The 25,012-nt window shown below is 64.2% G+C and carries 23 protein-coding genes and 1 pseudogene; 18 read left to right on the top strand and 6 right to left on the bottom strand.

All coding sequences use genetic code 11. The features are described from left to right. Positions 1-225: 225 nt before the first annotated feature. From IEW17_RS18245 to IEW17_RS18195, 11 genes and pseudogenes are all read left to right on the top strand, one after another. Positions 226-624, top strand: a complete 399-nt coding sequence (locus IEW17_RS18245; protein ID WP_188563500.1) for an HYC_CC_PP family protein — start codon at positions 226-228, stop codon at positions 622-624. Between the two features lie 164 nt (positions 625-788). Continuing rightward, positions 789-2,159, top strand: coding sequence for an efflux RND transporter permease subunit (locus tag IEW17_RS18240; protein ID WP_188563499.1), 1,371 nt, complete (start codon positions 789-791; stop codon positions 2,157-2,159). Next, the gene (locus IEW17_RS18235) at positions 2,152-4,044 is read left to right on the top strand and encodes an efflux RND transporter permease subunit (RefSeq protein WP_188563498.1); all 1,893 of its coding nucleotides are present in this window, start codon (positions 2,152-2,154) and stop codon (positions 4,042-4,044) included. Before IEW17_RS18240 ends, IEW17_RS18235 begins: the two co-directional genes overlap by 8 nt. A 37-nt stretch (positions 4,045-4,081) precedes the next feature. After that, positions 4,082-5,383 carry a TolC family protein gene (locus IEW17_RS18230; RefSeq protein ID WP_188563497.1) on the top strand — a complete coding sequence of 434 codons (1,302 nt, stop codon included), beginning with the start codon at positions 4,082-4,084 and terminating at the stop codon, positions 5,381-5,383. Next, a complete protein-coding gene (locus IEW17_RS18225) occupies positions 5,361-6,782 on the top strand; it encodes a heavy metal-binding domain-containing protein (protein WP_188563496.1) in 1,422 nt (473 codons plus the stop codon). Before IEW17_RS18230 ends, IEW17_RS18225 begins: the two co-directional genes overlap by 23 nt. 4 nt (positions 6,783-6,786) lie before the next feature. Continuing rightward, entirely contained in the window at positions 6,787-8,316 is a 1,530-nt protein-coding gene (locus IEW17_RS18220) for a heavy metal-binding domain-containing protein (RefSeq protein ID WP_188563495.1), read from the top strand. A 113-nt stretch (positions 8,317-8,429) separates the two neighbouring features. Continuing rightward, the gene (locus IEW17_RS18215; RefSeq protein WP_188563494.1) at positions 8,430-8,714 is read left to right on the top strand and encodes a methyltransferase domain-containing protein; all 285 of its coding nucleotides are present in this window, start codon (positions 8,430-8,432) and stop codon (positions 8,712-8,714) included. A gap of 26 nt (positions 8,715-8,740) precedes the next feature. Next, positions 8,741-9,016 carry a hypothetical protein gene (locus IEW17_RS18210; protein ID WP_188563493.1) on the top strand — a complete coding sequence of 92 codons (276 nt, stop codon included), beginning with the start codon at positions 8,741-8,743 and terminating at the stop codon, positions 9,014-9,016. 140 nt (positions 9,017-9,156) lie between these two features. Beyond that, positions 9,157-9,714: pseudogene (locus IEW17_RS21625) on the top strand (flavin-containing monooxygenase); the annotation flags it as partial. Positions 9,715-9,859: 145 nt separating this feature from the next. Then, entirely contained in the window at positions 9,860-10,366 is a 507-nt protein-coding gene (locus tag IEW17_RS18200; RefSeq protein WP_505669459.1) for an ion channel, read from the top strand. 74 nt (positions 10,367-10,440) lie between these two features. Further along, positions 10,441-11,400, top strand: coding sequence for a mechanosensitive ion channel family protein (locus tag IEW17_RS18195; RefSeq protein ID WP_188563490.1), 960 nt, complete (start codon positions 10,441-10,443; stop codon positions 11,398-11,400). 35 nt (positions 11,401-11,435) lie between these two features. Here IEW17_RS18195 and IEW17_RS18190 read toward each other — a convergent pair whose 3' ends face one another. The 4 genes from IEW17_RS18190 to IEW17_RS18175 form a co-directional block, all read right to left on the bottom strand. Continuing rightward, on the bottom strand, positions 11,436-11,744 hold the full coding sequence (locus IEW17_RS18190; protein WP_188563489.1) for a hypothetical protein: 309 nt from the start codon (positions 11,742-11,744) through the stop codon (positions 11,436-11,438). A gap of 191 nt (positions 11,745-11,935) precedes the next feature. Then, positions 11,936-12,400, bottom strand: coding sequence for a DUF421 domain-containing protein (locus tag IEW17_RS18185; RefSeq protein ID WP_229749118.1), 465 nt, complete (start codon positions 12,398-12,400; stop codon positions 11,936-11,938). A 145-nt stretch (positions 12,401-12,545) separates the two neighbouring features. Continuing rightward, positions 12,546-13,334 carry an SDR family NAD(P)-dependent oxidoreductase gene (locus IEW17_RS18180; RefSeq protein ID WP_188563487.1) on the bottom strand — a complete coding sequence of 263 codons (789 nt, stop codon included), beginning with the start codon at positions 13,332-13,334 and terminating at the stop codon, positions 12,546-12,548. Positions 13,335-13,348: 14 nt separating this feature from the next. Beyond that, a complete protein-coding gene (locus tag IEW17_RS18175) occupies positions 13,349-14,113 on the bottom strand; it encodes a DUF6503 family protein (protein ID WP_188563486.1) in 765 nt (254 codons plus the stop codon). Positions 14,114-14,369: 256 nt separating this feature from the next. Here IEW17_RS18175 and IEW17_RS18170 point away from each other — a divergent pair, with 256 nt between their 5' ends. Then, positions 14,370-15,293: a carbon-nitrogen hydrolase family protein gene (locus IEW17_RS18170; RefSeq protein ID WP_188563485.1), complete on the top strand. Its 924-nt coding sequence runs from the start codon at positions 14,370-14,372 to the stop codon at positions 15,291-15,293. A 22-nt stretch (positions 15,294-15,315) separates the two neighbouring features. Then, positions 15,316-16,449 carry a flavin monoamine oxidase family protein gene (locus IEW17_RS18165; protein WP_188563484.1) on the top strand — a complete coding sequence of 378 codons (1,134 nt, stop codon included), beginning with the start codon at positions 15,316-15,318 and terminating at the stop codon, positions 16,447-16,449. Positions 16,450-16,573: 124 nt separating this feature from the next. Here IEW17_RS18165 and IEW17_RS18160 read toward each other — a convergent pair whose 3' ends face one another. Together IEW17_RS18160 and IEW17_RS18155 are read right to left on the bottom strand one after the other, a co-directional pair. After that, entirely contained in the window at positions 16,574-17,896 is a 1,323-nt protein-coding gene (locus IEW17_RS18160) for a DUF2254 domain-containing protein (protein ID WP_188563483.1), read from the bottom strand. A gap of 12 nt (positions 17,897-17,908) precedes the next feature. Continuing rightward, complete coding sequence (locus IEW17_RS18155; protein WP_188563482.1) at positions 17,909-19,177, bottom strand: cation:proton antiporter; 1,269 nt, start codon at positions 19,175-19,177, stop codon at positions 17,909-17,911. Positions 19,178-19,359: 182 nt separating this feature from the next. On the opposite strand from IEW17_RS18155, the gene IEW17_RS18150 reads away from it, so the two are divergent. The 5 genes from IEW17_RS18150 (at position 19,360) to IEW17_RS18130 (ending at position 24,853) form a co-directional block, all read left to right on the top strand. Beyond that, positions 19,360-20,718 carry a DUF389 domain-containing protein gene (locus IEW17_RS18150; RefSeq protein WP_188563481.1) on the top strand — a complete coding sequence of 453 codons (1,359 nt, stop codon included), beginning with the start codon at positions 19,360-19,362 and terminating at the stop codon, positions 20,716-20,718. A gap of 135 nt (positions 20,719-20,853) precedes the next feature. Continuing rightward, positions 20,854-21,057 (top strand): DUF202 domain-containing protein, encoded by a 204-nt coding sequence (locus IEW17_RS18145; RefSeq protein ID WP_188563480.1) that lies wholly within the window; start codon positions 20,854-20,856, stop codon positions 21,055-21,057. Positions 21,058-21,641: 584 nt separating this feature from the next. Beyond that, positions 21,642-23,186 carry a SulP family inorganic anion transporter gene (locus IEW17_RS18140; RefSeq protein ID WP_188563479.1) on the top strand — a complete coding sequence of 515 codons (1,545 nt, stop codon included), beginning with the start codon at positions 21,642-21,644 and terminating at the stop codon, positions 23,184-23,186. 393 nt (positions 23,187-23,579) lie between these two features. Next, positions 23,580-23,906, top strand: coding sequence for a transposase (locus IEW17_RS18135; protein WP_188563478.1), 327 nt, complete (start codon positions 23,580-23,582; stop codon positions 23,904-23,906). Next, complete coding sequence (locus IEW17_RS18130; protein ID WP_188563501.1) at positions 23,903-24,853, top strand: IS3 family transposase; 951 nt, start codon at positions 23,903-23,905, stop codon at positions 24,851-24,853. The genes IEW17_RS18135 and IEW17_RS18130 overlap by 4 nt, the downstream gene beginning before the upstream one ends. The last annotated feature ends 159 nt before the right edge of the window (positions 24,854-25,012 follow it).

Raw genomic sequence — 25,012 nt, 5'->3', positions numbered from 1 at the left:
AACCGCCGATGCCCGCATTAAACTAGCCAAACTATACCCGACTATTTAATATTTTTTAACCGCTAGTTTGGATTCGCAATCATCAGGCAATTCGTCTTGCGGCATAACAACGGCGGTACTTCAAAGGCGGAATCCTATAGGTTCTAATCCGGATTCTGTGAAACGCTACCCTCCTGCCCCGCGTACCTTTGTCAGGGCTTTGGGCCCTACTTGCCTGCTCCCCTTGTGAAACGCTACGTTAGCCTGTTTCTGCTCTTTAGCTACCTGCTGTCCAGCCCCGGGCTGGTGTACAGCATGCACTTCTGTGGGCAGGCCCTGACGGCGGTTACCGTAGCCGAGGAGGCCGACAAGCACTGCTGCTGCCAGGACACAGGCACGCCCGACTGCGGCTGCTGCCACGACCAGGAAGTCGTCAGCGCCGCCAAGGACCCGAAGCTAACGGCCAGCCACCACTTCCTACTGCAGGCGCCCGACGTGGCCCCGGCACCGGCCGTGCTGCAGCTGGTGTGGCAACTCGCGCAGTTGGCCTACCCGGCCGATGAGCCCGCGAGCCGGCTGGTGGCCCACGCGGCCCCGCCGCCCGAGTGCCCCGCCTACGTGCGCGGGCACGCCTTTTTGATTTAGTTGGTGGAAGGATGCTCGTTGCCCCCAGCCAGTCGGCCGTGGGGATTTCGTGCGTGCTGTTGCGTGCAACGGCGCGCACCCACGTATAGCCCACAGGTCCATCGATGTCCCCGCTTGGGTTTCCGAGGCCGTGCCCCTTCCCATCTTTTTGCTACTAATCAGATATGATTGAGCGACTTATTTCCCTTTCCTTGCGGAACCGCTACCTCGTGCTGCTGCTGGCAGCCGGCCTGTTTGCCTGGGGCGCGTTCTCGGTGCGCGAAAGCAAAATCGACGCCATCCCCGACCTGTCCGAAAAACAGGTCATCGTCTTCACCGAGTGGATGGGCCGCAGCCCCCAAATCCTGGAGGACCAGGTGACCTACCCGCTGGTGACCAACCTGCAGGGGCTGCCCAAGGTGAAGTCGGTGCGCGGCACGTCCATGTTCGGCATGAGCTTCGTGTTTCTGATTTTCGAGGACGACGCCGACATTTACTGGGCCCGCGAGCGGGTGCTCGAGCGCCTCAACTACGCCCAACGCCTGCTGCCGGCGGGCGTGACGCCCACCCTGGGCCCCGACGGTACGGGCGTGGGCCACGTGCTCTGGTACACGCTCAAGGCCCCCGGTATGGACCTGGGCGAGCAGCGCGCCCTGCAGGACTGGTACGTGAAGTTCGGGCTGCAAAACGTGCCCGGCGTGAGCGAAGTGGCCTCCTTTGGCGGCTTCCAGAAGCAGTACCAGGTGACGGTGGACCCCACCAAAATGACTTATTACGGCCTCACTTTGCCTCAAGTGCTGGCCGCCGTGCGCAGCAACAACAACGAGGCCGGCGGCCGCAAATTCGAGCAATCGGGCGTGGGCTACATCATCAAAACGACGGGCTACATCCAGGATATGGCCACGCTGGAAAACGTGCCGGTCATCACCCGGGGCACCACGCCGGTGCGCATCAAGGACGTGGCCACGGTGCAGATGACGGGCGAAGCTCGCCTGGGCATCATGGACCTCAACGGCGAGGGCGAGGCCGTGGGCGGCATCGTGGTGATGCGCTACGGCGAAAACGCCGACGCCATGATAACGCGGGTGAAGGCCAAGATGGAGCAAATCCGCGCCGGCCTGCCCCCGGGCGTCTCGTTTCAGCTCGTGTACGACCGCAGCGGGCTGATTCAGGACTCAGTGGACTCCATCAAGCACACCCTGATTGAGGAAATGGTGGTCGTATCGCTGGTCGTGCTGCTGTTTCTGTTCCACTGGCGCAGCGCGCTGAGCATCCTGATTCAGATTCCGATTACCATCGCCACGAGCTGCATCCTGCTCAACGCCTTCGACATTTCCTCCAACATCATGTCGCTCACCGGCATTGCCCTGGCCATCGGCGTCATCGTCGATAACGGCATCGTGATGACCGAAAACGCCTACCGCAACCTGGCCGAGTACCAGGCTGGGGAAGCTGCGGGTGACCCGCCCAGTGCCACCCCGCCCCCGTCGGGCACCCCCACCGCCACCGCGCCGGGCGCGGTTTCTCCCACCCCTACTCCAGTTTCTCATGGATAACCAAAAGCGGCTCGCCATCATCGAGTCCTCTAGCAAGCAGGTGTCGCGGGGCATCTTCTTCTCGACCATCATCATCGTCACCTCCTTTTTCCCGGTGTTTTTGCTCACCGGGCAGGAGGGCAAGCTCTTCCACCCGCTGGTCTGGACCAAGAGCTTCATCCTCATCATCGACGCCATCCTGGCCGTGACGCTGGCCCCGGTGCTCATCTCTTTTTTCCTGAAGGGCAAGTTCAAAACCGAGGACCAAAACCCGCTCAACCGCTTCCTGGAGCGCATCTACTCGCCCATGCTGCACTGGGTGATGCGCTGGCGCAAGACCACGCTGGCCATCAACGTGCTGGCCCTGCTGGTCAGCATTCCGCTGGTCATGAGTTTGGGCACCGAGTTCATGCCGCCGCTCAACGAGGGCTCCATCCTGTTCATGCCCGTGGCCCAGCCCGACGTGTCGAACACGGAGATGAAGCGCATCCTGCAGGTGCAGGACAAAATCATCAAGCAGGTGCCCGAGGTGCTGAGCGTGCTCGGCAAGGCGGGGCGGGCCAGCTCGGCCACCGACAACTCGCCCATCAACATGATTGAAACCATCATCCTGCTCAAGCCCCGCGACCAGTGGCGCGAAGGGATGACCAAGGCCAAGCTGATTGAGGAGATGAACGGCAAGCTGCAGATTCCGGGCGTGGTGAACGGCTGGACTCAGCCCATCATCAACCGCATCAACATGCTAAGCACCGGCATCCGCACCGACGTGGGCGTGAAGGTGTACGGCCAGAACCTGAACACCATCAGCGCGGTGTCCAACCAGGTGAACGCCGCCCTCAAGGGCGTGCCCGGCGTGGCCGACCTGTACGTGGAGCCCGTGACGGGCGGCAAATACCTCGAAATCGAGATGAACCGCCCCGAGCTGGCCCGCTACGGCCTGACCGTGGACCAGGTGAACGAGGTGGTGGAGTCGGCCATCGGCGGGGCGCCCATCGCCAGCACCGTGGAGGGCCGGCGGCGCTTCGCCATCAACGTGCGCCTGGCCCAGGACTACCGCAATAGCCTGGCCGACCTCCGGCGCATCCCCATCCAGTCAGCCGGCTTCGGCCCGGTGCCGCTCTCGGCCGTCACCACCATCCGCTACGCCGAAGGGCCGCCGATGATAAGCTCGGAAAATGCCCAGCTGCGCGGCGCGGTGCTCTTCAACGTGCGGGGCCGCGACCTGGGCAGCACCGTGAACGACGCCATGCAGCGGCTGCAAAGTCTGGAAAGCAAGCTGCCCCAGGGCTACTACCTGGAGTGGAGCGGGCAGTACGAAAACCTGATTAGCTCGCAGCGCACGCTCAAGCTGATTCTGCCGCTGGTGCTGGTGGTGATTTTTGGGGCGCTCTACTTTGCGTTTCACTCCGTGCGAGAGGCGTTTATGAGCCTCATCACCATTCCCTTTGCCCTCATTGGCGGGGCCTACATGGTGTATTTCTACGGGGTGAACCTGTCGGTGGCGGTAGCCGTGGGCTTTATCGCCCTGTTCGGACTGGCCGTGGAAACGGGCGTCATCATGGTCATCTACCTCAACGACGCCATGCAGAAGCTGGTGGCCGAGAAGGGCAACTCCCGGGAAACCATCACCCAAGAGGACCTGCAGGAGGCCGTGTTTCACGGCGCGGCCAAGCGCCTGCGGCCCAAGCTGATGACCGTATCGGTGTCGCTCTTCGGCCTGGTGCCGGTGCTCTGGGCCACGGGCACGGGCTCGGACGTGATGCTGCCCATCGTGCTGCCCATGATAGGCGGGGTGTTCACCTCGGCCACCCACATTCTACTCGTCACGCCGCTCATTTTCCTGTACACCAAGGAGTACGAGCTGCGCAAATTCGGAAAAATCGATGTCCTCGAAGTCTCTCACTAGCCCCGGTAGCGGGCCGGTGGCCCGGCCCTCTCGTTCCATGAAACACTGGCTTAATTATTTGCTCGTCGCCTGCTTGGCAGCGGCCGGCCCGCGACTGGCCCACGGCCAAAAGATGAACAAGGACATGCACACGGCAGCCCTGAGCGGCCCCGTGCTGCCGCTCGATTCGGTACTGCAGCGCGTGGAGCGCCGCAACCCCGCCGTGCAGCAGTACGCTTACCAGGCCCAGGCCAAGCAGGCCGCGGTGGCCGGCGCCAGCAGCTGGGAAGCGCCCAAGCTCAGCACTGGCTACTGGATGACGCCCTACAACCAGCGCCCCATCCGGGAGATGAACAACGGGCAGGGCGAGGGCATGCAGATGGTGTCGGTGGAGCAGATGCTGCCCAACCCGGCTAAGCAGCGCGCCCGGCGGGCCTACCTGAGTTCGCAGTCGGCCGGAGTGCTGGCCGACCGGCAGTACCGAGTGGTGCAGCTGCGGGCCCAGGCCAAGACCCTGTACGTCGAGCAGGCCGTGCTCACCAAAAAGCTGGCCGTGCTCGACGAGAACGAGGAGCTGCTGCGCTTCCTCATCAAGCTGGCCGAGGCGCGCTATCCCTACAACCAGGCCACGCTGCCCAACATCTACGACGCCAAGGCCCGGCTGGAAATGCACCTCAACGACCGCCGGCAGGCCGCAGCCAAGGCCGCGCAAAACCTGATTATGCTGAACACGCTCATGAACCGGCCGCGCGACGAGGCCTTTGCCGTGGACACAACGGTTTTGGCCGCCGCCTCGCTCGCCCTAACCCCGGCCGACACGGCCGCGCTGGCCGGCCGGCGCAGCGACATCCGCAGCCTGGACCGGGCCCTGACGACGGTGCGCCTGAGCCAGGACCTGGAAGCCAGCCGCCGCCGGCCCGACTTCGGCGTCCGCTACGACCACATGCGCGGGCTGGGCCGCACGCCCAACCAGTTCAGCCTCATGGGCATGGTCACCATTCCACTGGCTCCGTGGGCCGCCCGCGAGTACCGGGCCAACACGGCCGCGCTGGGCTTCGAGGCCCAGGCCCTGCGCAAGCAGCGCGAGGACGTGCTCAACGAGGCCAGCGGCCGGCTGGCCAGCCTGCAAACCGACCTGGCGTTGCGCCGCGAACAAACCCGCGCCTTCGAGCGCCGCATCCTGCCGGCGTTGCGGCGCAGCTACCAGGCCACCATGTTGGCCTACGAGCAGAACACCGGCCAGCTGTTTCAGGTGCTCGAAGCCTGGACGGCCCTGAAACGCACCCGGCTCGAATACCTCGACAACCTGCAACAGCAGCTCACCCAGCAAATCGCATATGAAAAAGAGTTGGAACAATAGCCCGCGGCGGGCCCGGCTCGCACTTCTGCTAGTTCTGCCCCTGGCGCTGCTGCTCGGCGCCTGCGGGGCCGACAAAAAGCCGACGGACGTCACCGCCAACACTGAGGTCCCGGCCGGGAACGTGTACACCTGCCCCATGCACCCGCAAATCATCCGGGACCAGGCCGGTGATTGTCCCATCTGCGGCATGGCCTTGGTGAAAAAGCCCCAAGCGGGAGGCGCTCAGGCCCCGGCCAGCGCCAGCCTGCAGAACCTGCTCAAGTCGCCCGACGCCACGGTGGTCTCTACCCAGGCCACGATGTACCCGTCGGCCGACGCGCCGGACCTTACGCTCACGCTGACCGGCCGCGTGGAGTACGACACGCGCCGTACGGAAGTCATTGCCGTCCGGTTCGGCGGGCGCATCGAAAAGCTGCTCGTGCGCTACAACTACCAGCCCGTCACCAAGGGACAGAAGCTGCTCGAAGTCTACAGCCCCGAGCTGGTGACGGCCCAGCAGGAGCTGCTGTTCATCCTCACTCAAGACGCCGGGAACCAAACGTTGCTACGGGGTGCCCGCCAGAAGCTGCGTTTGCTAGGCCTCACCGACGCGCAAATCAACCGGACCATCGCCACCCGCAAGCCCGCCTACAGTGTGGCCATCTACAGCCCCTACTCCGGGTACGTGGTGGAGCAGACCGTTCAACCTGGCGCGGCCCTGCCGCCCCCACCGGCTCCGGCGGGCGGCATGAGCAGTGGCGGGGGTGACCCCATGGGCGGGAGTGCCCCGGCCATGAGCAGCGCCCTCGCCGCGGCCCCCATGCCGGTCGACGCCGGCCTGACCCTCACTGAAGGCGCGTACGTGACGGCCGGTCAAACCTTGTTTCGGGTGGTCAACACCAAGCAGGTGTGGGGCGTGTTCGAGCCCCGGCCCGATGAGCTGGCGGCCCTGCAGGTGGGGCAAACCATCCGGGTACTGCCCGAAAACAACCCGGCGCGGGCGCGCACGGCGCGCATCGACCTGATAGAGCCCTTCTTCCGCGAGGGGGCTCGTACCGGGGCCGTGCGGGTGCACCTGAACAATTCTGACGAGCGGCTGCGCAGCGGTGCCCTGCTCACGGGCACCGTGAACGTGCCGGCCACGGGCGGGCTGTGGCTGCCCCGGGCCGCCGTGGTAGACCTGGGCAACCGCCAGGTGGCCTTCGTGCGCCGCGGCGGGGCCTTCCAGGCTGTGCCGGTGCAGACCGGCCGGCGCAGTGCCGAACGGGTGCAAATCCTGCAGGGCGTGAGCGAGCAGGACGCCGTGGCCGCCAACGCTCAGTTTCTGGTCGACAGCGAAGGCTTTGTACAAACCGCCCGTACCCCGACGCCCCCCCAGCCCCCCCAGCCCCCGACGTCAACTTCCTCCAAGACCGATTAACGCGATGAATAAGTCTCCTAACCTGCTTACCCGGTGGACCCGGGGCCGCCTACTGGCCCTGGCGCTGCTGGCGGGCCTGCTGACCTTCGGGGCCGGTGCCTGCCAGCAAGCCCCACCCGAAGACGCCCACGCCCACGACGGCGCCAGCACCTACTACACCTGCCCGATGCACCCGCAGATTGTGCGCGACCAGCCGGGCAAGTGCCCCGTCTGCACCATGGACCTGGTGAAAGCCACCAAGCAAGCGGCCAAGCCAGTCGCTGCCGCCCAACCCATTGCAGGCCCGACCGTCGGGTCAGCGGCGCTCACGCACTACACGTGCCCCATGCACCCGCAAATCAGCCGGGAGCAGCCCGGCAAATGCCCCATTTGCAGCATGGACCTGGTCAAGGCGACCAAATCCGCGGCGGCGGCTCCCCCGGCCGGGGGAGCCGCCGCCGCGCCGGAGGTCATGCTCAGCGAGCAACAGCGGCAGCTGGCGGGCATCCGGGTGGCCGCCCTGGGCGCCGGCAATAGCGGTACCGGCGGCAGCACCGTGCTCACGGGCACCGTCACGGCCGATGCCAACCAGACCCGCACGGTCAGCAGCCGGGTGGCCGGGCGCGTGGAACGGCTGTTCGTGCGCCAAACCGGGGAGCGCATCCGCGCCGGCGCCCCACTAGTGTCCATTTACAGCGAGCAGCTGCAGGCCCTGCAGCAGGAATACCTGCTCAGCCTGGCCCAGCAGCGGGCCGGGGGGCCGGGCGGAAACCAGTACGGCCGCCTGGTGGCCAGCGCCCGCCAGAAGCTGCGGTTGCTGGGCATGAGTGAGGGGCAATTGCGCGCCCTGGCTGCCACGGGCCGGCCCACATCATCCCTGACGTTTTACAGCCCGCAGGCGGGCCTGGTGCAGGCCGTGGACGTGACGGAAGGCCAGTACGTGGGCGAGGGCGCGCTGCTGGTCTCGCTCACCAACCTGTCCTCGGTGTGGGTGGAAGCCCAACTCTACCCCGAAGAAGTGGCCGGCGTCGCGCTGGGCCAGTCCGTGCAGGTGCAAGTAGCCGGGCTACCCGATGCCTACACGGGTCGGGTGGTCTTCCTAAGCCCCGAGCGCCAGGCCAACAGCAAGGTGACGCTGCTGCGCGTACAATTGGCCAACCCCGGCGGGCGCCTGCAGCCGGGCATGCAGGCCAACGTGCGCCTGTCCAGTCGGGGCACCACCGCAACGGCCCAATCCCTGACCCTGCCCCAGGACGCGGTGCTGCGCGACAGCCGCGGCAGCTACGTCTGGCAGCAAGTGGACGCGGCCGGCCGCTTTCGCCGCCTCAAAGTCAGCACGGGCGCCGAAACCGACGAGACCGTGGCCATTACCGGGGGCCTGGCCGCTGGCGCGCGGGTCGTGGTCGGCGGGGCTTACCTGCTGGAAAGCGAGTACGCGCTGTATCAGGGCACCGACCCCATGGCGGGCATGGACCCCAACATGCCGGGCATGGACATGAAAAAGCCGGCTACTGAAAAGCGAAACCCGGCCATGGACCCCAACATGAAAATGTAATCACAAGCCTTTTTTAACTATCCGATGACTGCTTTAACGCTCCCGGCGCCGGCCCCAACCGCGCCGGCCCGCACGCTGTACTCCAGCCGCACCAGCCTCTACGAGCTCATGGTATGGCTCCTAGGTACCGCCGGGGACTGACCCGCTTTTTTGCGCAGGCCGATTTCCTGCGACCTGGTTTGAACGTGCTCGACGCCGGCTGCGGCACGGGCGCGGCCACGCTGGCCCTGCGCACGGCCCTGGGCGAGCGCAACCTGCTGCCGGCGCGCTTTAACGCATTTGACCTGACGCCCCTGATGATAAGCCGTTTTTGGAAAGCGCTGGACAAGCACCCCATCGCGGACATCGAGCTGGTGGCCGCCAACGTACTGCAGCTGCAGGCCCTGCCGGCCAGCTGAACTACGACCTGGTGGTATCCTCGGCCATGCTCGAATACCTGCCCAAAGCCGACCTGCCCCGGGCCCTGCGCGGCCTGCGGCTGCGCCTGAAGTCCGACGGCACGCTGGTGGTGTTCATTTCCCGGCAAACCTCGTTCATGGTGCCCCTCATCCAAAAATGGTGGCAGGCCAACCTCTACGGCAAGCGCGGGCTGCGGGCCGCCTTTGCCGAAGCGAGCTTTTCACAGGTGGACTTTCAGGCCTTTCCCGGCGCCTCCGGCTACCTCAACGCCTGGGGCCACATCGTGGTGGCCAAACCCTAGCGAATCCGCACCCAAAACCTCGACGCTCCTTTTCAACCCGGATGCTTGCCTCGACATAAGCAGCCTTCGATGCTCTTTTTAAACGCAAAACCCGCCCTGGACTCAACGCTCGGGCAAGCCCTATTCTTCCCTCATTTTCTATGGTGTACCACTCTTTGATTCTGGGGGCCGGCCAAGCTGGTTTAGCCGCGGCGTATTACCTGCGGCAGGCCGGCGTTTCCTTCCTGGTGCTCGAAGCCAGCGAGGCTGTGGGCAACTCCTGGGTGCACCGCTACGATTCGCTGCGGTTGTTCTCGCCCGCCAGCTACGACGCCTTGCCGGGCCTCGCGTTTCCGCTGCCCCCGGAAAGCTACCCCGCCAAAGATGAGGTGGCCGCCTACCTGCGCCAGTACGTGGCCCACCACCAGCTGCCCGTGCGGTGCAACGAGGCCGTGCGCGAACTCACCCTGGGGGCCGACGGGGTGTTTACCGTGCAAACGGCGCACGGAGAGCTCCGGGCTCACCGGGTGGTGGTCGCCACGGGGTCTTCGTTCAGCCCCCTGATACCCCCGGTGGCGGCCCAGCTGGCCGAGTCGGTGTTTCAGGTGCACTCCCGGCACTACCACAACCCGGCGCAACTGCCCCCGGGGCCCGTGCTGGTGGTGGGCGCGGGCAACTCCGGCGCGCAGATTGCGGCCGAGTTGGCCTGCTCGCGGCCCGTGGTGTTATCGGAAAAAGCCAAGCCCCGGTTTTGGCCCATCACCTTGCTGGGCAAGAGCACGGTGTGGTGGACCGACCAGTTGGGCCTGCTGCACGCTTCCACCGACTCTTGGGCCGGCCCTGCGCCTGTTCCGTCTGGCCCGCGTGTTCCGGGCGGCGCGGGCCGTGCGCGGCCTGCAGCTGGTGAAAGTGGTGGGCTCGCTGAACCGGGGCATGAAGGCACTGGCCGCCAGCTTTGGGCGGCGTGGCGTGGGCTACGTGCTGGGGTTGTCGGCCCTGGTGCTGCTGGTGGGCGCCGCGGGCATGTACGCGCTTGAGAAAGACGTGCCCGGTGGCCTGCACACCTACCCCGAGGCCCTGTGGTGGACGGCCATGCTGCTCACCAGCATGGGCAGCGAGTACTGGCCCTGCACGGGCGAGGGCCGGGCCCTGTTTTTGCTGCTGGTGCTCTACGGCTTTGCGGTCTTTGGCTACTTTACGGCCACGCTGGCCACGTTCTTCATGGGCCGCGCCGCCGAGAACCCCCGGGCCGAAGTGGCCGGGGCCGCCGCCGTCGCGGCCCTGCACGAAGAAGTGCGGCAACTACGCGCCGAGCTCCGGCAAAGACCATCCCCCATAGACTCAACCGCCTCCAAGCAGCCCAACGAGTAGGTGGTCGGAAGGGGGTTGTGTCAACCTTTGCCAGGAGCGGGGGGTATAGGAAGGGTTACTCCTCACCCCCCGCTATGGATTTTTCGCTTGCCTGGCAGAAGCTCCACCAGATTGGCCGCGACCTGATGCTGGCCCTGCCCAACATTGTCTTCGGGCTGGTAGTATTCGTGGGGTTTATGCTGCTGGCCCGGGGCGTGCGTGCGCTGGTGCAGCGCGTGATGCGCAGTAAAAAGGACAGCCACAACCTGTCGGTGCTGCTGAGCCGGCTGGCTTACGTGGCCATGCTCATCCTCGGGATGCTGGTCACGGTCACCATCGTGCTGCCGGGTTTCACGCCGGCGAGTTTGGTGAGTGCGCTGGGGGTGGGCGGCATTGCCATCGGCTTCGCCTTTAAGGACATCTTCCAGAACTTCCTGGCCGGCATCCTGCTACTGTTTACAGAGCCGTTCCGCATTGGCGACCAGATTAAGTACAAGGATTTCGAGGGCACGGTGGAGGACATCCAGACCCGGGCCACAACCATCAAGACCTACGACGGCCGTCGGGTCATCATCCCCAACGCCGAGCTGTTCACCAATGCCGTAACCGTGAACACGGCTTACGACAAGCGCCGCCTGCAGTACGACGTGGGCATCGGCTACGGCGATGACATCGCCCGGGCCCGGGAGCTGATGCTGGAAGCCATGCGGGAGGTGGACGGTGTACTAAGCGACCCCGGGCCGGAAGCCCTGGTGATGGACCTGGCCGAAAGCTCGGTCAACATCCGGGCGCGCTGGTGGGTAGACCCGCCCCGGCAAGCCGACATCCTGGATGCGCAGGACAAGGTGCTCGAGGCCATCAAAAACAAACTTTCTGAAAACGGCATCGACCTGCCTTTCCCCACTCGGCAGATTCTGTGGCACGACCAGACCGAAGCCACCGACGGCGACCGAAAGCAACAACGCGAAGGCTGGCCCGCGGGCCAGGGCGACGTGCCTTTGGCTCGTGTTGCGGTGCCCCCGCCCGCCGAGACGGAGGAGCAACAGGGGGCTTAACCCCCTCATCGTAAGTTGGCGCAGAAGGCTTCCCGTTACGGGTTCACCTGGGCTTCTTTCCGGAGCCCTTCGAGGTTTTGTTGGGCCCCTTCGAGTTGCAGCTGCAGGGCTTTCAACTGATTTTTTTCGGCTTCAATCACGGCCTGCTGTTGTTTAAGCTGGCCCAGGAGCTGCTGTACTTTTTGGGCCTGAGCGGCTACGGCCGGGTTGTTGGAGTTCAGGTCCGCCGATACGTCGGTGCCAGAAGTACTGGACTGGCAGCCGCCAGCGCTTAGCCCCAGCAGCAGTACCCACGTCAGAGAACGATAATAAGAAGTCATGGCAGTGCGGAAAAGAATGAGCATAGGCAAGGGGCTCAATTGGTTTTGGCCTCGTTTTTTACGCCTTTCAGGTTTTGCTTACGGCCAAGTCAACGCATTAGTCATTGGCGACAAATAAATTACGGGTATTTGACTCAAAAAAACTCTACTGCGGAGCTTAGCGCCCTTGTTTGCCTCCAACCGGACAAACTCGACGTATAGAAACCTCACTTTCTTTATCGCTCGTGGTTCCGACTCGTTTTTATTTTTCCAATGCCGTGGGCTCGGTTGACTTCGTGCCCGATTCGTACGTTTACCTGCACTGGTCGGGGGCGCCGCTGTCCAGCCTGGAGTTTCGAGCCCTCTACGTGCACGTGCGTAACCTCTTGCAGCGGCATCAGCACTTCCGCTTCGGTCATGCGCTCGGCCTTGAGCGCGGCCGCCAGAAACCACCCCTGGTATACCAGCAGCGTAGGCTCCGACTTCACCAGCCGACTCACCGCCCGGGAGCGAACGGACAGCCAGGTGAGAACGAACTGCAGAAAAATCAGCAGCACAAACGCCGTGAGTCCTTCGGCCAGGGCCACGCTCTTGGTGAGCAGCACCGTGGCCAGCGTCGAGCCCAGGGCCACCGTCACCACCAGGTCGAAGGCATTCACCTTGGTCAGGGTGCGCTTGCCCGACACGCGCAGCAGCAGCACCAAACCCGCGTAGGCGGCAACCCCTATTAGCAGGACGCGGGCGATGCTGATTCAGGAAAAAAAGGAGGCTTGTTCCATGGATGGGAAGTCAAAACTGGAAGTAGAAAAGGTTCGTACGCCAATTCGTACAGCACTATAATTCACCCTACATAGACCGATGGGTAGCGGTCCGCTCACGCAGGGCTTCGAAACTGGCAATGGCCACGGCGTCGATTTTTTCTGGCTCCAGAAAGTTGGTCCTTATTTGCGCTTCTCGTTCTGGACCACCCAGCACGACGTTGATGGTGCGGCGAAGCAACCCCTCCACTGCGGCCTGAGCCACGTCCTCGGCCGAATCCAGGTTGCGCACCACGGCCGTTTTCATCATGTCGGTGGCGGTGGCGGCCGGGTAAACGGTCATCACGTGTAGTGGGTACTGGTGCAACTCCCGGCGCATGGCGTCGGAGAATTGGCCCACGGCTGCCTTGGTAGCGGCGTACACGCTGTAGAATGGCATGGCGATGTAGCCGTAGCCGGAGGAAATGTTCATAATGGCCCCTTCCTGACTTTGTTGCAGCAGCGGCAGGCACTTCTTGGTTAGCAAAATTAGCCCGGTGAGGTTAACGGCAATTTGCTGGATGATGTCTTCGTCGCTCAACTCCGTGAGGAGGCCTGCACTTACCACCCCGGCGTTGTTGATGAGAATATCAAGCCCGCCCCAGGCGTCGATTACCTCGGCCACGACCCGTTCCAGGTCGGCAGCCCGGGACACGTCGGCGGTAATTAGCAGGAAACGCACCCCGGTAAATTCTGTAGCAAGCGCCTGAAGCGGCTCTGGGCGCCGGCCCACCACGGCCAGGTCTTGAACGCCGCGCTGCACCAACTCGGCCACAAGGGCGCGGCCAATGCCGGCCCCACCGCCCGTGATGAGTACCTTTTTGTTGTTTAGGTCCATAGTATTTGTTCTACCTATTTTTTGGTTGCTCGGCTCGGCTCGGGCGCTCGCAGGCGCTGGGTGGTTAAGGGCTCGGCTTTGAGCAGCCGGTCGGTGGCGAGGTAAACGTCGTCTTTGTTGAGGTACCACTTGCGCTCTTTGGGCAATTGGATGCCCTCCACGTTCAGCACCTGATTTAGCAGCACGTATTCGCCGTCGTTGGGCTCTTTGTGGTGGTAAAAGCGGTAGGCCTGTAGGGCGTAGGTGCGGGGGTCGAGATAGAAAGACCAGGTGTCCTGACCCACGGCCGGGTCGTAGCTCACCTGCACGGTGGGGTAGGTTTTGCCCAGCAGTGCTTGCATGGGCGCTTCGGGAGCTACCCGCGTGCCGGCGTCGCGCAGTTTCATGGGCAGGCCGTAGAGGTAGGTGTAGAAATTGCGCGTGCCCTGTGCGGCTCCGGCTGTCAGGCGAAACTTCTTGCGGTCCTCGTCGCTGGGGTTCGGCACGCCATCGAGCAGGAAGACTTCTTGCCCGTTGACCACACCCTTCACCACTTCTCGCCCGCCGGGGTGGCTGATGTGGCAGAAGTAGCCGGTGGCGTTGTCCAGCTCTACTTCGAAGGTGCTGGCCTTGCCCGCGGCCGAGGTTGACTCAAAAACCAGCCGCGTGCGGAGCGTGGGCCACTGGCCTTGCGGGTCGTGGTAGGCAATGGTTTTCTGCACCAGCTGCGGGCCCGTCAGGGGCTGAGGCTGTGCCGCGGCGAGCAGGGCGAGCCCGAGGGAAAACAGCAGGTTGGGCATCAGTGCGGAATTAAGCGAAAAAGGGCCGGAAATAGCCAAGGCCTTCTTAAAAGGAATGGGTATCTGCTTATCCTACGCTGTTTCCCTGATTCGGTTTGCGGCCCGGCAAGTAATATCCGGAAAGAGCGCCGCACGTTGGGGCAATGCGCCATTAGGAATGCGGGGCCTTAACCCGCTAACTGCGAACCAAGCGGGGCGTATTTTGTGTGTTCTTTGCAATGTTGTTTTCACCAGTTCCTTCTTTCGTTATCCGACTATGCGTTTAACCGTTGCGGCCGTGCAAGCCGCTCCCATTTACCTGGACCTATCGGCTTCGTTGGCCAAGGCCGAAACGCTTATCGGCCAGGCCGCGGCTGAGGGGGCACAGCTGGTGGTGTTCCCCGAAACGTGGCTGCCCGGCTATCCCGCCTGGCTCGACAGCTGCCGCGACGTGAACCTCTGGAACTCGGCCCCAGTCAAGCAGGTGTACCGCCGGCTGGTCGAAAACAGCGTGGTGGTGCCCGGCCCCGTGACCGAGGCGCTGGCCGCGGCCGCCCGCGCCCACGGCGTGGTGCTCAACATGAGCGTGCACGAGCGGGTACTTATGGGCCCCGGCCGCGGCACGCTCTACAACAGCATGCTCACCTTCGGGCCCGACGGTACGCTGCTGCACCACCACCGCAAGTTGATGCCGACCTACACCGAGCGGCTCATTTGGGGGCAAGGCGACGGCCGCAGCCTGCACGCCGTGGACACCCCCGTAGGCCGCGTGGGCGGCCTCATCTGCTGGGAGCACTGGATGCCGCAGGCCCGCCACGTGCTGCACACCTCCGGCGAAGACATTCACGTGGCCGCCTGGCCCCAGGTGAAGGAAATGAACCTGGTGGCCAGCCGGCACTACGCGTTCGAAGGCCGCTGCTTCGTTGTGGCCTGCGGGGCCATCATGCACGCCCGCGACCTGCCCGCCGAGCTCGAACCGGCCGGCGAGCTGCTTGGCAACCCCGACGCGCTGGTGCTCCATGGCGGCAGCGTCATCATTGGGCCCGACGGGGCCATCCTGGCGGGTCCGGTGTACGACGAGGAAACCATTTTGACGGCCGAACTGGACCTGGCCCGCATCCTCGAAGAGCAAATGGCGCTGGACGTCACCGGTCACTACGCCCGTCCCGACGTATTCGGGGCCACCGGACCGCAGTGCTAGCAGCCCGACGTTTTTACTGCCCATGACGCCCGCCCACTCTTCTTCCGCTTCCCTCCCATCGCCCGTTCTCATCGTGGGGGCCGGGCTGGCGGGCCTCACGGCTGCCCGGGTCCTGCAGGGCGCCGGCGTGCCGGTGCGGGTCTTGGAAGCCCGCGACCGGGTCGGGGGGCGCACCTGGGCCGTTCCGGCTTTGGCGACTACGGGCGAAGACAGCCTGCTCGACCTGGGGGCCACCTGGGGTTGGGCCCACCACCCGTACCTGATGCAGCTGCTTGACGAACTGGGCATTCGGCCATTTGTGCAACCCAGCGCCGGGGCCACGGCCTACCAGACCACGCAGGGCGTACACCGTCTGCCTCATCCGTCGGGCTCGGCGGGCTACCTGCGCTTCGCGGGCGGGGCAGCGCAGCTGTGCCGTACCCTGGCCGAGCAACTGCCGGCCGACTGCCTGGAGCTGAACACCCGCGTTACGCAGCTTCGTCAGCTGCCTCACGGCCAGGGCGTAGAGGTGCGAGCGGAACAGGACGGAACCAGACGCACCTACCACGCGGCGGCCGTGGTCCTGGCGCTGCCCCCGCGGCTGGTGGCCCATAGTCTGGCTTTCGAACCTGCGCTGCCCGCGGCACTACAGCAGACGCTGCGCGAGGTGCCTACGTGGATGAGCCACGCCATGAAAAGCGTGGTGGTGTACGCCGAACCGTTTTGGCGCACGCAGGGCTGGTCGGGCTTTGCCGTGAGCCAGACCGGGCCACTGACGGAAATTCACGATGCCTCGCCCGCGAGCGGGAGCCCCGGCGTGTTGTTTGGGTTTTTCGCGGCGCCGCACCCCCTGCGCGCTGCCCCCCTGGCCCCGCGGCAGGCCGCCGTGCTAATTCAGCTGGCGCACCTGTTCGGGGCACTGGCCAGTGCCCCGCTGGCCTACCACGAATGGGACTGGGCCCAAGACCCGCTCACCAGCGTGCCCGGCGATGAGCAGCCGCCCGCGTCGGTGCCCTTGCAGGGGCCCGGGCTGCTGCGGCAGCCGGCGTGGGCGGGTTGCCTCCACTGGGCCGGGGCCGAAACCTCGGCCAGCGAATGGGGACGGCTTGACGGGGCGGTGGAATCGGGCCGTCGGGTCGCTGCGCAAGTGCTGCAGAAGTTAACGGATGGCGCGTAGCTACGTGCGGGAGAGGTCCCTTCTGTCGGAAACGAGCCTACTTTGAGTGGCGGGCGGGCGTTCCCGCAAGGCCTCCTCCGTGTTGGTGGCTTCCCAGGCAACCAGTTGCCAGCCTAAAGGGCATTTACACGGACCACGGCGGCAATTCGCTCAGCTGCTGGCGCACCTGCTCACGTTCATAGTCCGTGGGCAGGGTGCGGCGGGCGGCTTCCGCAATCAGGTCGGCTTGCTGGCGCAAGGCTTGGCACCGTTCCGGGGAGTGCGTGCGCTGTCCGATGGTAGCCAGGGCCGTGAGCAGGCGCAGGTACACGGCCGCGTTGCCATCGGCGCTGAGGCGAATCTGGTCAAAGGCCGTGGCCACGTAGGTGGCAAAGGTGGGGCGCACCGCGATGATGCGGACTTTGTCTTGGTCGGCGCGTAAATTCTGCTCGAAGCGGCGGTCGGCCAGTTGCGAGAGCAGGGCGCCTAGGTGGTCGATGCCGATAATGGCCGTGGTGGTGTCGTTGATGCCCGGCGAGAGGGCCTTGAGAGCGATGTCCACAATCTGGCGCAGGCCGAAACCCGTGTCCTGCTCGATGGTGCGCTGGCTGCCCAGGGTGAAACAGTCGTTGACTTCGGCCGTCAGCTCCTCGGTCAAGGCTTGGGCTACCCCCTCGTAACGGGCCACGCTCACCAGGGCTGCGCCACGAGCCACAAAGCCGCCGATGCCATGCTCTAGGCGCACCACACCGGCGAGTTGGCGGGCCAGCTTAAGCAGCGCTTGCTCATCCAGGCTTTGCACGTAGCCGGTGGCCCGCGCCGGCACCGGCTGCCAACGGAGCTGCCCGGCCTGGCGCAGCAAGTCCTGCGCCTGCTGCGGGCCGGCTTCTTCGCCCAGTGCTTCGGGAAACAGGCGCCCGATGGCCTTGTGGGTTTCCTCGGTGGCGTGGCGAATGATGGAGGACGCCTGGATGGCCGTGGCCATGTGGTGGATGAAGAATATCAGCACCCCGATGCTGACCAGGGCCAGCACGAGCCCCATGAACACGGCCAGGGAAGGAATGAAGCCGCCCTCGTCGCCGCCGCGGATGGTGCGCAGTACGATAAGGCAGTACGCGAAAATGCTCACGAAAAACCCCAACACCAACTGGTTGGCCCGGTCGCGCATGAAGTTGCGCAGCACCCGCGAGGTATACTGGCTCGACACCTGGGCCAGCGTGCTCAGGGTCAGGGAGAATATCAGGGCGGCCACCGTGACCATGGAGCCGGCAATGGCCGTGAGCATGCCCCGGGCGCCATCGGCCCCGGCCCCGAACAGCAGCGGATAGTCCGGCAGCCAGGTGTGGGCGATGTGCGTGTCCACCACCACCAGCCCGAAGGCCAGCCCGATGGCGCCGGCCACCATGAGGGTGGGCACAAACCACAGGCTGGCGTTGACATTCTGCCACAGGACGCGAAGTCGGCTCATGCTCAGAGCGGTTTAGTGACTGGCTTCGTCGGAGGCCTCGCCGGTGCTCAGGCCCAGTTTTTTGACCAGCGGCCCGATGCTCAGGCCCTGCACGATGATGCTGAAGATGACCACCACGTAGGTGACGCCCACAATCAGGTCGCGGGGCATGGACTCGGGCAAGGACAAGGCCAGAGCTACCGAAATGCCACCCCGCAGCCCGCCCCAGGTCAGCACTCGCAGGGTTTGGCGGTCGAAGGGGTAGCGGCGCTGGAGCAGGACCAGCGGCAGGCCCACCGACACCCAACGGGCCACCAGCACCACCACAATGGCCACCAGGCCCACCAGCAGCGTGGTGCGGCTGATGTCGAGCACCAGCATTTCCAGGCCGATGAGCACGAACAGGATGGCGTTGAGAATTTCGTCGAGCATCTCCCAGAACTTGTCGAGGTACTCCCGCGTCAGGTCCGACATGCCCAGCTGCCGCCCCTTGTCGCCCACAATCAGGCCCGCCACCACCATGGCCAGCGGGCCCGAGGTGTGCAGCCGGGTGGCCAGGGCCGTGCCGCCCATCACCAGGGCCAGCGTTATCATGACTTCGACCTGGTAGTGGTCGATGCTGCGCAGGGCCCAGTACCCGGCGTAGCCCAGCGCGGCGCCCAGGGCAAGGCCGCCCACAGCTTCCACCAGAAACAGCTTCCCAATCACGGCGGGCGCGGCCTGCCCGGCCCCAAACTGGGCAATCTGGAACAGGCTCACGAACACCACCACGGCAATGCCGTCGTTGAACAGGGACTCGCCCACGATGCGGATTTCCAGAGACTTGTCGATGCGCGCTTCCTTGAGGATGCCCAGTACGGCGATGGGGTCGGTGGGCGAAATCAGGGCCCCGAACAGCAGGCAGTAGATGAAGTCGGTGGGCCGGCCGAACAGCGGCAGCAGGTAGTAGAACGCCGTGCCGACCAGGGCCGTGGAGAGCAGCGTGCCCACCGTGGCCATGGCCCCCACGGCCACGCCTTGTTTGCCCAGGGCCCGCACGTCAACGTGCAGGGAGCCAGCGAACAGCAGGAAGCTCAGCATGACCTGCATGAGCACGGTGTGGAAGTCCAGCCCCTCCACCAACTGGCCCGCCTTTAGCACCCACGGCACCCCGAGCTTGCCCAGGCCGATGGCCAGCAGCGACGACACCAGGGCCAGCACCATCAGCCCAATGGCGCCCGGCAGCTTTAGAAAGCGGTGGTTGACGTAGCCGAAAACGGCCGCTATCACGATGAGCAGGGCCAGGGTGTTGTATAATTCCATTGAGTAGGGCGTACGGGCTGAGTGAGGAATAGGTGCGAATTCAGCAGGTTTTGTTGGAACATAGCAAGTAGGGCAGCCGGAGGCGCAGGGGCCAGCCGTTGGGTAGTTGGCTGGTAAGGCAGTACTTTGCCCAGCTCAAACACCCCAACCAGCATCCTTTTTGCCTCCTTCTCATCCCGCCTATGAAAATCCCCCTGCTGAGTTGGCTGCGTGACCGTTTCGACCTGGTGCACGACATGGCCGACCCGGCCGACATCATGGCCAATGTAGAAGAAGGGGTGAACTTTCGGGGCACCAACCTGTGGGTGCTCATGTTCGCCATTCTGGTGGCCTCGGTGGGGCTCAACGTCAATTCCACGGCCGTCATCATCGGGGCCATGCTCATTTCCCCGCTCATGGGGCCTATTGTGGGCATCGGCTTCGGGGCCGCCACGGTGGAGGTGGACCTCATACAGCGGGGCCTGAAAAACCTGTTCATCGCGGCGGGCATCAGCCTGTTGGTGTCGGCCCTTTATTTCCGCCTCACGCCGCTCACCGATGCGGGCTCCGAGCTGCTGGCCCGCACCCAGCCCACCGCCTGGGACGTACTTATTGCCTTGTTTGGCGGGGCGGCCGGTGCCGTGGGCCTCACGCGGCGCGCGCGCGGCAACACCATTCCCGGCGTGGCTATTGCCACGGCCCTGATGCCGCCGCTGTGCACGGCCGGCTACGGGCTGGCCACCGCCCATTGGAGCTACCTGTGGGGGGCGCTGTACCTGTTTTTTATCAACAGCGTGTTCATCAGCTTCGCTACCTTTCTGGTGGCCCGCATCCTGCCCCTGCCGCACCACACGTTTGTGAGCCGGCCGCGGGCCCGGCGGGCGCAGCTGGCCGTCTGGGCCGTGGCCCTGCTCACGGGCGGGCCCAGCGTGTACCTGGCGGCGCGCATCGTGCAGCGCACCGTGTTTGCCCACAACGCCCAGCAGTTCGTGGACGAGCAGCTAAACCTGCCCGGCACATTCGTAGTCACGCGCCGCATCGAGGCCGACGCGCGCACCATCAACGTGCTGCTCACGGGCGAACCGCTGACGCGGGCGCAGCTGCGCCAGGCCCGGAGCCAGTTGGCCCGCTACCGCATCCCCAAAGCCCAGCTCAAGGTCCGCCAGGGCCTGGCCCAATTGGATTCAGCCGATGCCCAGACTATGCGCAATAGCCTGCTCGAAGACGTGCGCAACCGCAACGAGCAGACTCTGGCCGGCTACGATGCCCGCCTGGCCCAGCTCCAGCAGGTACTCACCCAAGGCAGCAACCCGGCCCTAACCGGCCTGCCCGCCGCCCCGACCCTGCTGCGCGAAGTGCAAATAGAACACCCCGCCGTGCGCCAGCTGGGCCTGAGCCGCGTGGTGCTCCCGGCGGCCGATTCGCTCCGGGCCGACACCACCGTCGTGGTGTCGGTGCGCACCACAAAGCCCCTGCCGGCCGCGGAGCAGCAGCGCCTGCAGCGGTGGCTAAACCTGCGGGCCGGTGGAAAGCAGGCCGTGCAGCTGTTGTTGGCCAAATAGAAAGCGGCGTTGGACGGGCCTCCTGACAGCGCAGAGTAGGCCCGGAGCTGCGCCCGGGCACCCCTGGTCGCGCCGGGAACGTACGGCGGGTAACGGGCAGCGTGGCCCCGCCTACTTCCTTGTTCTCCCCTTATTATGACCGACCCGCCATCCTTATCCGACCGCCTGGCCCTGCAGCGCACCAGCTTGGCCATGCTGGGGTTGGGCCTGGCACTGATTCAACTCTACCCCGTGCGCGCAGGAATGCTGGGCTACGGAGCGGTGGGGGCGGCGGCACTGGTCATGCTTACCGGCTGGCTGCGCTTTCACCAGCGGCGCAAGGAAATAGAGGTCTGCTAGGCAGCCGTACCGTGTCCTGCCAACAAGGAGCTCACTTCTAGTTGATTAACAACCCCGGCGTGGACGAAGAATGTGTCTACGGCAGCGTTCGCACCGTGGCTTCGGTCAAGGGCATGATGAAGGTGCCGGCAATGGGCAGTTGCTGCACCCAATTCAATTTCTAAGAGCAACGGAGGTCGTCAGCAGCACAATGACGCCCTTGTCGCCCGTCGGACCGTGGCTGTTGCCGAACTCAACACGGCTCTAAAAGCGTTGCCTATGACGGCACTTCTGAATGAAGGCCCACGAACAATCTTCGATTTCGGCTTTCCGCCGCCAAGCAGAACGGGATTCGAAACCGTGTGCTGAGTTCGGCAACAGCAACGGGTGTTTTCGTGAATTACGAGGATTACCTTATAGACACCTTCTTCCGAAACATTCCCCTCGTCCGGTACCCTTCGTCCGTAGCTTTTCCTTGCGCATGCCTCTTTTAAGCTTTCAGCTCTTTACGCTCACCCCACCCTGATGACTGGCGTAGAATGCCCCGGCCGCTGCTTCCTGCGGGAAGCGGACGGCTTTTCTTTTGCCCATTTTTCAGCGTATTTATGTCCCCTGTCGTTTCCTATTTCAAGCAATACACCTTCAACGTCAAAGACGAAATCCTCGCGGGCCTGACCACGGCTTTGGCCTTGGTCCCGGAGGTGGTTGCGTTTGCCTTGCTGGCCCACATCAGCCCCTTGGTGGGCATCGGGTCAGCGTTTATCATCTGCCTTATCACGAGCGTGTTCGGTGGCCGCCCGGGTATGATTTCGGGGGCGGCCGGCTCGGTGGCGGTGGTTATCGTGGCCCTGGTGGCCCAACACGGGGTTGAGTACCTGTTTGCCGCCGTCGCCCTGATGGGGCTCATTCAGATTGCCATCGGGCTGCTGCGGCTGGGCAAGTTCATCCGGCTGGTACCGCAGCCGGTGGTGTACGGCTTCGTCAACGGCCTGGCCGTTATCATCTTCATGGCGCAGCTGGAGCAGTTCAAGGTGCGCGACGCCGCTGGGGCCGAGCACTGGCTGACGGGTGCCCCGCTGCTGCTCATGGCCGGGCTGGTGGCTCTCACAATGGCCATCGTGTATTTCTTGCCCAAACTGACCAAAGCCGTGCCGGCCTCGTTGGTGGCCATCGTGGTCGTGTCGGGGCTAGTGATTGGGGGCGGGCTAGCCACGAAATCGGTCGGTGACATTGCCTCTATCGCGGGCGGATTGCCCACGTTCCACTGGCCACAGGTGCCGCTGCGTTGGGCCACGCTGGTGTTGGTATTGCCTTACGCCATCATTATGGCGCTGGTGGGCCTCACCGAAAGCCTGCTCACCCTCACGGTAGTGGACGAGATGACCGATACCCGCGGCCGGGGAAACCAGGACTGCGTAGCTCAGGGCTTGGCTAATGTCACCTCGGGGCTGTTTGGGGGCATGGGTGGCTGCGCCATGATTGGGCAGACGATGGTCAACCTCGAATCGCGGGGCCGTGGGCGGCTCTCGGGGGTGGTGGCGGCGGTGGCGCTGGCGCTGTTTGTGGTGGTGGGCGCACCCGTGATTGAGCGGCTGCCGCTGGCTGCGCTGGTGGGCGTGATGTTCATGGTCGTCATCGGCACATTTGAGTGGGCCAGCCTGCGCATTCTGCGCAAAATGCCGCTGACCGATGTGCTGGTAATGCTGCTCGTCACGCTCGTCACGGCCATTTCACAGAACCTGGCGCTGGCCGTGTTGCTCGGTGTCATCGTGTCGGCCCTGGCCTTTGCCTGGGAGAATGCCAAGCGCATCCGGGCCCGCAAGTACCTTGACGAGGTCGGCGTGCGCCACTACGAAATTTACGGCCCGCTGTTCTTCGGCTCGGTACAAGCCTTTGGTGAGAAATTCGACGTGGCCGGCGACCCGGCCGAGGTCATCATCGACTTCCAGGAAAGCCGGGTGGCCGACATGTCGGCCATCGAGGCCCTGCACAAGCTCACCAAGCGGTACCACCGGGCGGGCAAAATCGTGCATTTGCGCCACCTCAGCCCCGACTGCCGCAAGCTGCTGGACAAGGCTGATTCCATCATCGACGTGAATATTCAGGCCGACCCGCTCTACACCGTGGCCGGGGCCAACGCGACGTACTAACATACCGAAGGAGAATTTTGGCCAGAAGAGGGGCGTCGCAACTGCAACGCCCCTCTTCTGGCTTTTTTGTGCGCGGAGCATTACGCTTCAGCAATTGACAGTTAATGAGGAGTGTACAACCCGTCAACTACGCGAACGCGAACAAACAATCAAAAAGACTGCCTCCCTTTATACAGTAGACTTGTTCCTCAATAAGAAATCGGTGGTTTTCCAAGTCGTATTTGGCGCCAAAAACGGGGGCTGCTCAAAGAATCCAAGGATACAAGCTTGGCCAAACCAAAAAGACCATTCAGGCATCATAATCGGCTAAAATCTTTGACCATTTCTCATTCAGGAACAAGTGAGGTGGTCTAGTTAATCTGGACAGTTTAGGGTGGTATCTTTCCTTACGTCATGAAAGACACACGAAAACCCGACAACCGCCGCACGTACGATGCGGCCTTCCGCGCCGAAGCCTTGCGCTTGGCCGAGCAAAGCCGCTCGACCCAAGCCGCCGCCCGGGCACTCAACATCGACCCGAAACGCATCTACCAATGGCAAAAGGCCGCCCAGACGCCAGTTGCGGCTGCATTGGGGGCGGCGCTGGACCCGGCCACGGCCGCCGAACTGCGCCAGCTGCGGGCCCTGGCCCGGCGGCAGGCGCAGGAGCTGGACATTTTAAAAAAAGCCATCGCCAGCAAACGCTTGAGGCGCGTTATCTCGCAGACGCCGGACCAATGAGTTGCTACCGCTTCATTAACGCCGAACGCGGCCACTACCCGGTGCGGCGGCTCTGCCCCGTGCTCGGGGTGCCGGCCAGTGGGTATTATGCGTGGCAAACGGGGCAGCAGCGGGCGGTGAACCAGCAAACACCGGCTTGGGAAACGGCCCTGGTCAAGACCTTTGGCGTCCACCAGCGCCGCTACGGCACCCGCCGGTTGCAAGTCGCCCTGCGCCAGAACGGGCACGCCGTGGGTCGGCAGCGCCTGCGCACGGCCATGTGCCGCCGGGGCCTGCACGCCTTGCAACCCAAGGCCTACACCCCGCGCACGACCGACTCCACGCACGGGCTGCGCTGCGCCCCCAACCGCCTGCTGGACCAGCCCAAGCCCACCCAGGCCAACCAGGTGTGGGTGTCCGACATCACGTACCTGCCGCTGGCCAACGGCAACTGGGCCTATTTGCGTGCCTTTCAGGACATGGGCACCAAACACGTGGTGGGTCGTACCCGGCAGGGCTGGCACGTGGGGGCCACCATGCCAGAAGAATTGGTCACCACGGCCTTGCAGCGGGCCTTTTTCGCGCAGTCGCCCACCCCGGACCTACTCGTCCACTCCGACCGGGGCGGCCAGTACTGCGGCAACGCCTACCGCGCCCTCTTGCACCGGCACGGGGCCGTGCGTTCGCAGTGCCGCCGCGGCGAATGCTACGACAATGCCCTACCGGGTACGACCCAAGCCGAAAGCCTCTGGTCCCGCCTCAAAACCGAGGTGCTCGAACTCCGCGAGTGGCCCGTTTTTGCCGACCTGGCCAATGCGCCAGCCAGCATCGCCGACTATTTTGACTACTACAATCACGACCGCCTGCACTCCAGTATTGGCTACCAGACGCCGTATCGCGCTCATCAACAATTACTTCAAACTAAGTGTCTGCACAAAATTAAACAAGGTATTAGGGCGTCATGCTGAGCTTGTCGAAGCATCTCTACCGCTTCGTTGAACGACCTTGACGAAGCGGTAGAGATGCTTCGACAAGCTCAGCATGACGTTCTGATTGCACAATTAAGTAGTCACGCAAAAGTAACGGTGTACTTTTGGCCGACCTCCATTAAGACGTGTTCGATGCGT

Origin of the sequence: Hymenobacter frigidus (assembly GCF_014640435.1) — a bacterium.
Classification (GTDB): Bacteria; Bacteroidota; Bacteroidia; order Cytophagales; family Hymenobacteraceae; genus Hymenobacter; species Hymenobacter frigidus.
Note: the sequence above shows the minus strand (reverse complement) of the source record. Positions and strands in the feature narration are given on the sequence as shown.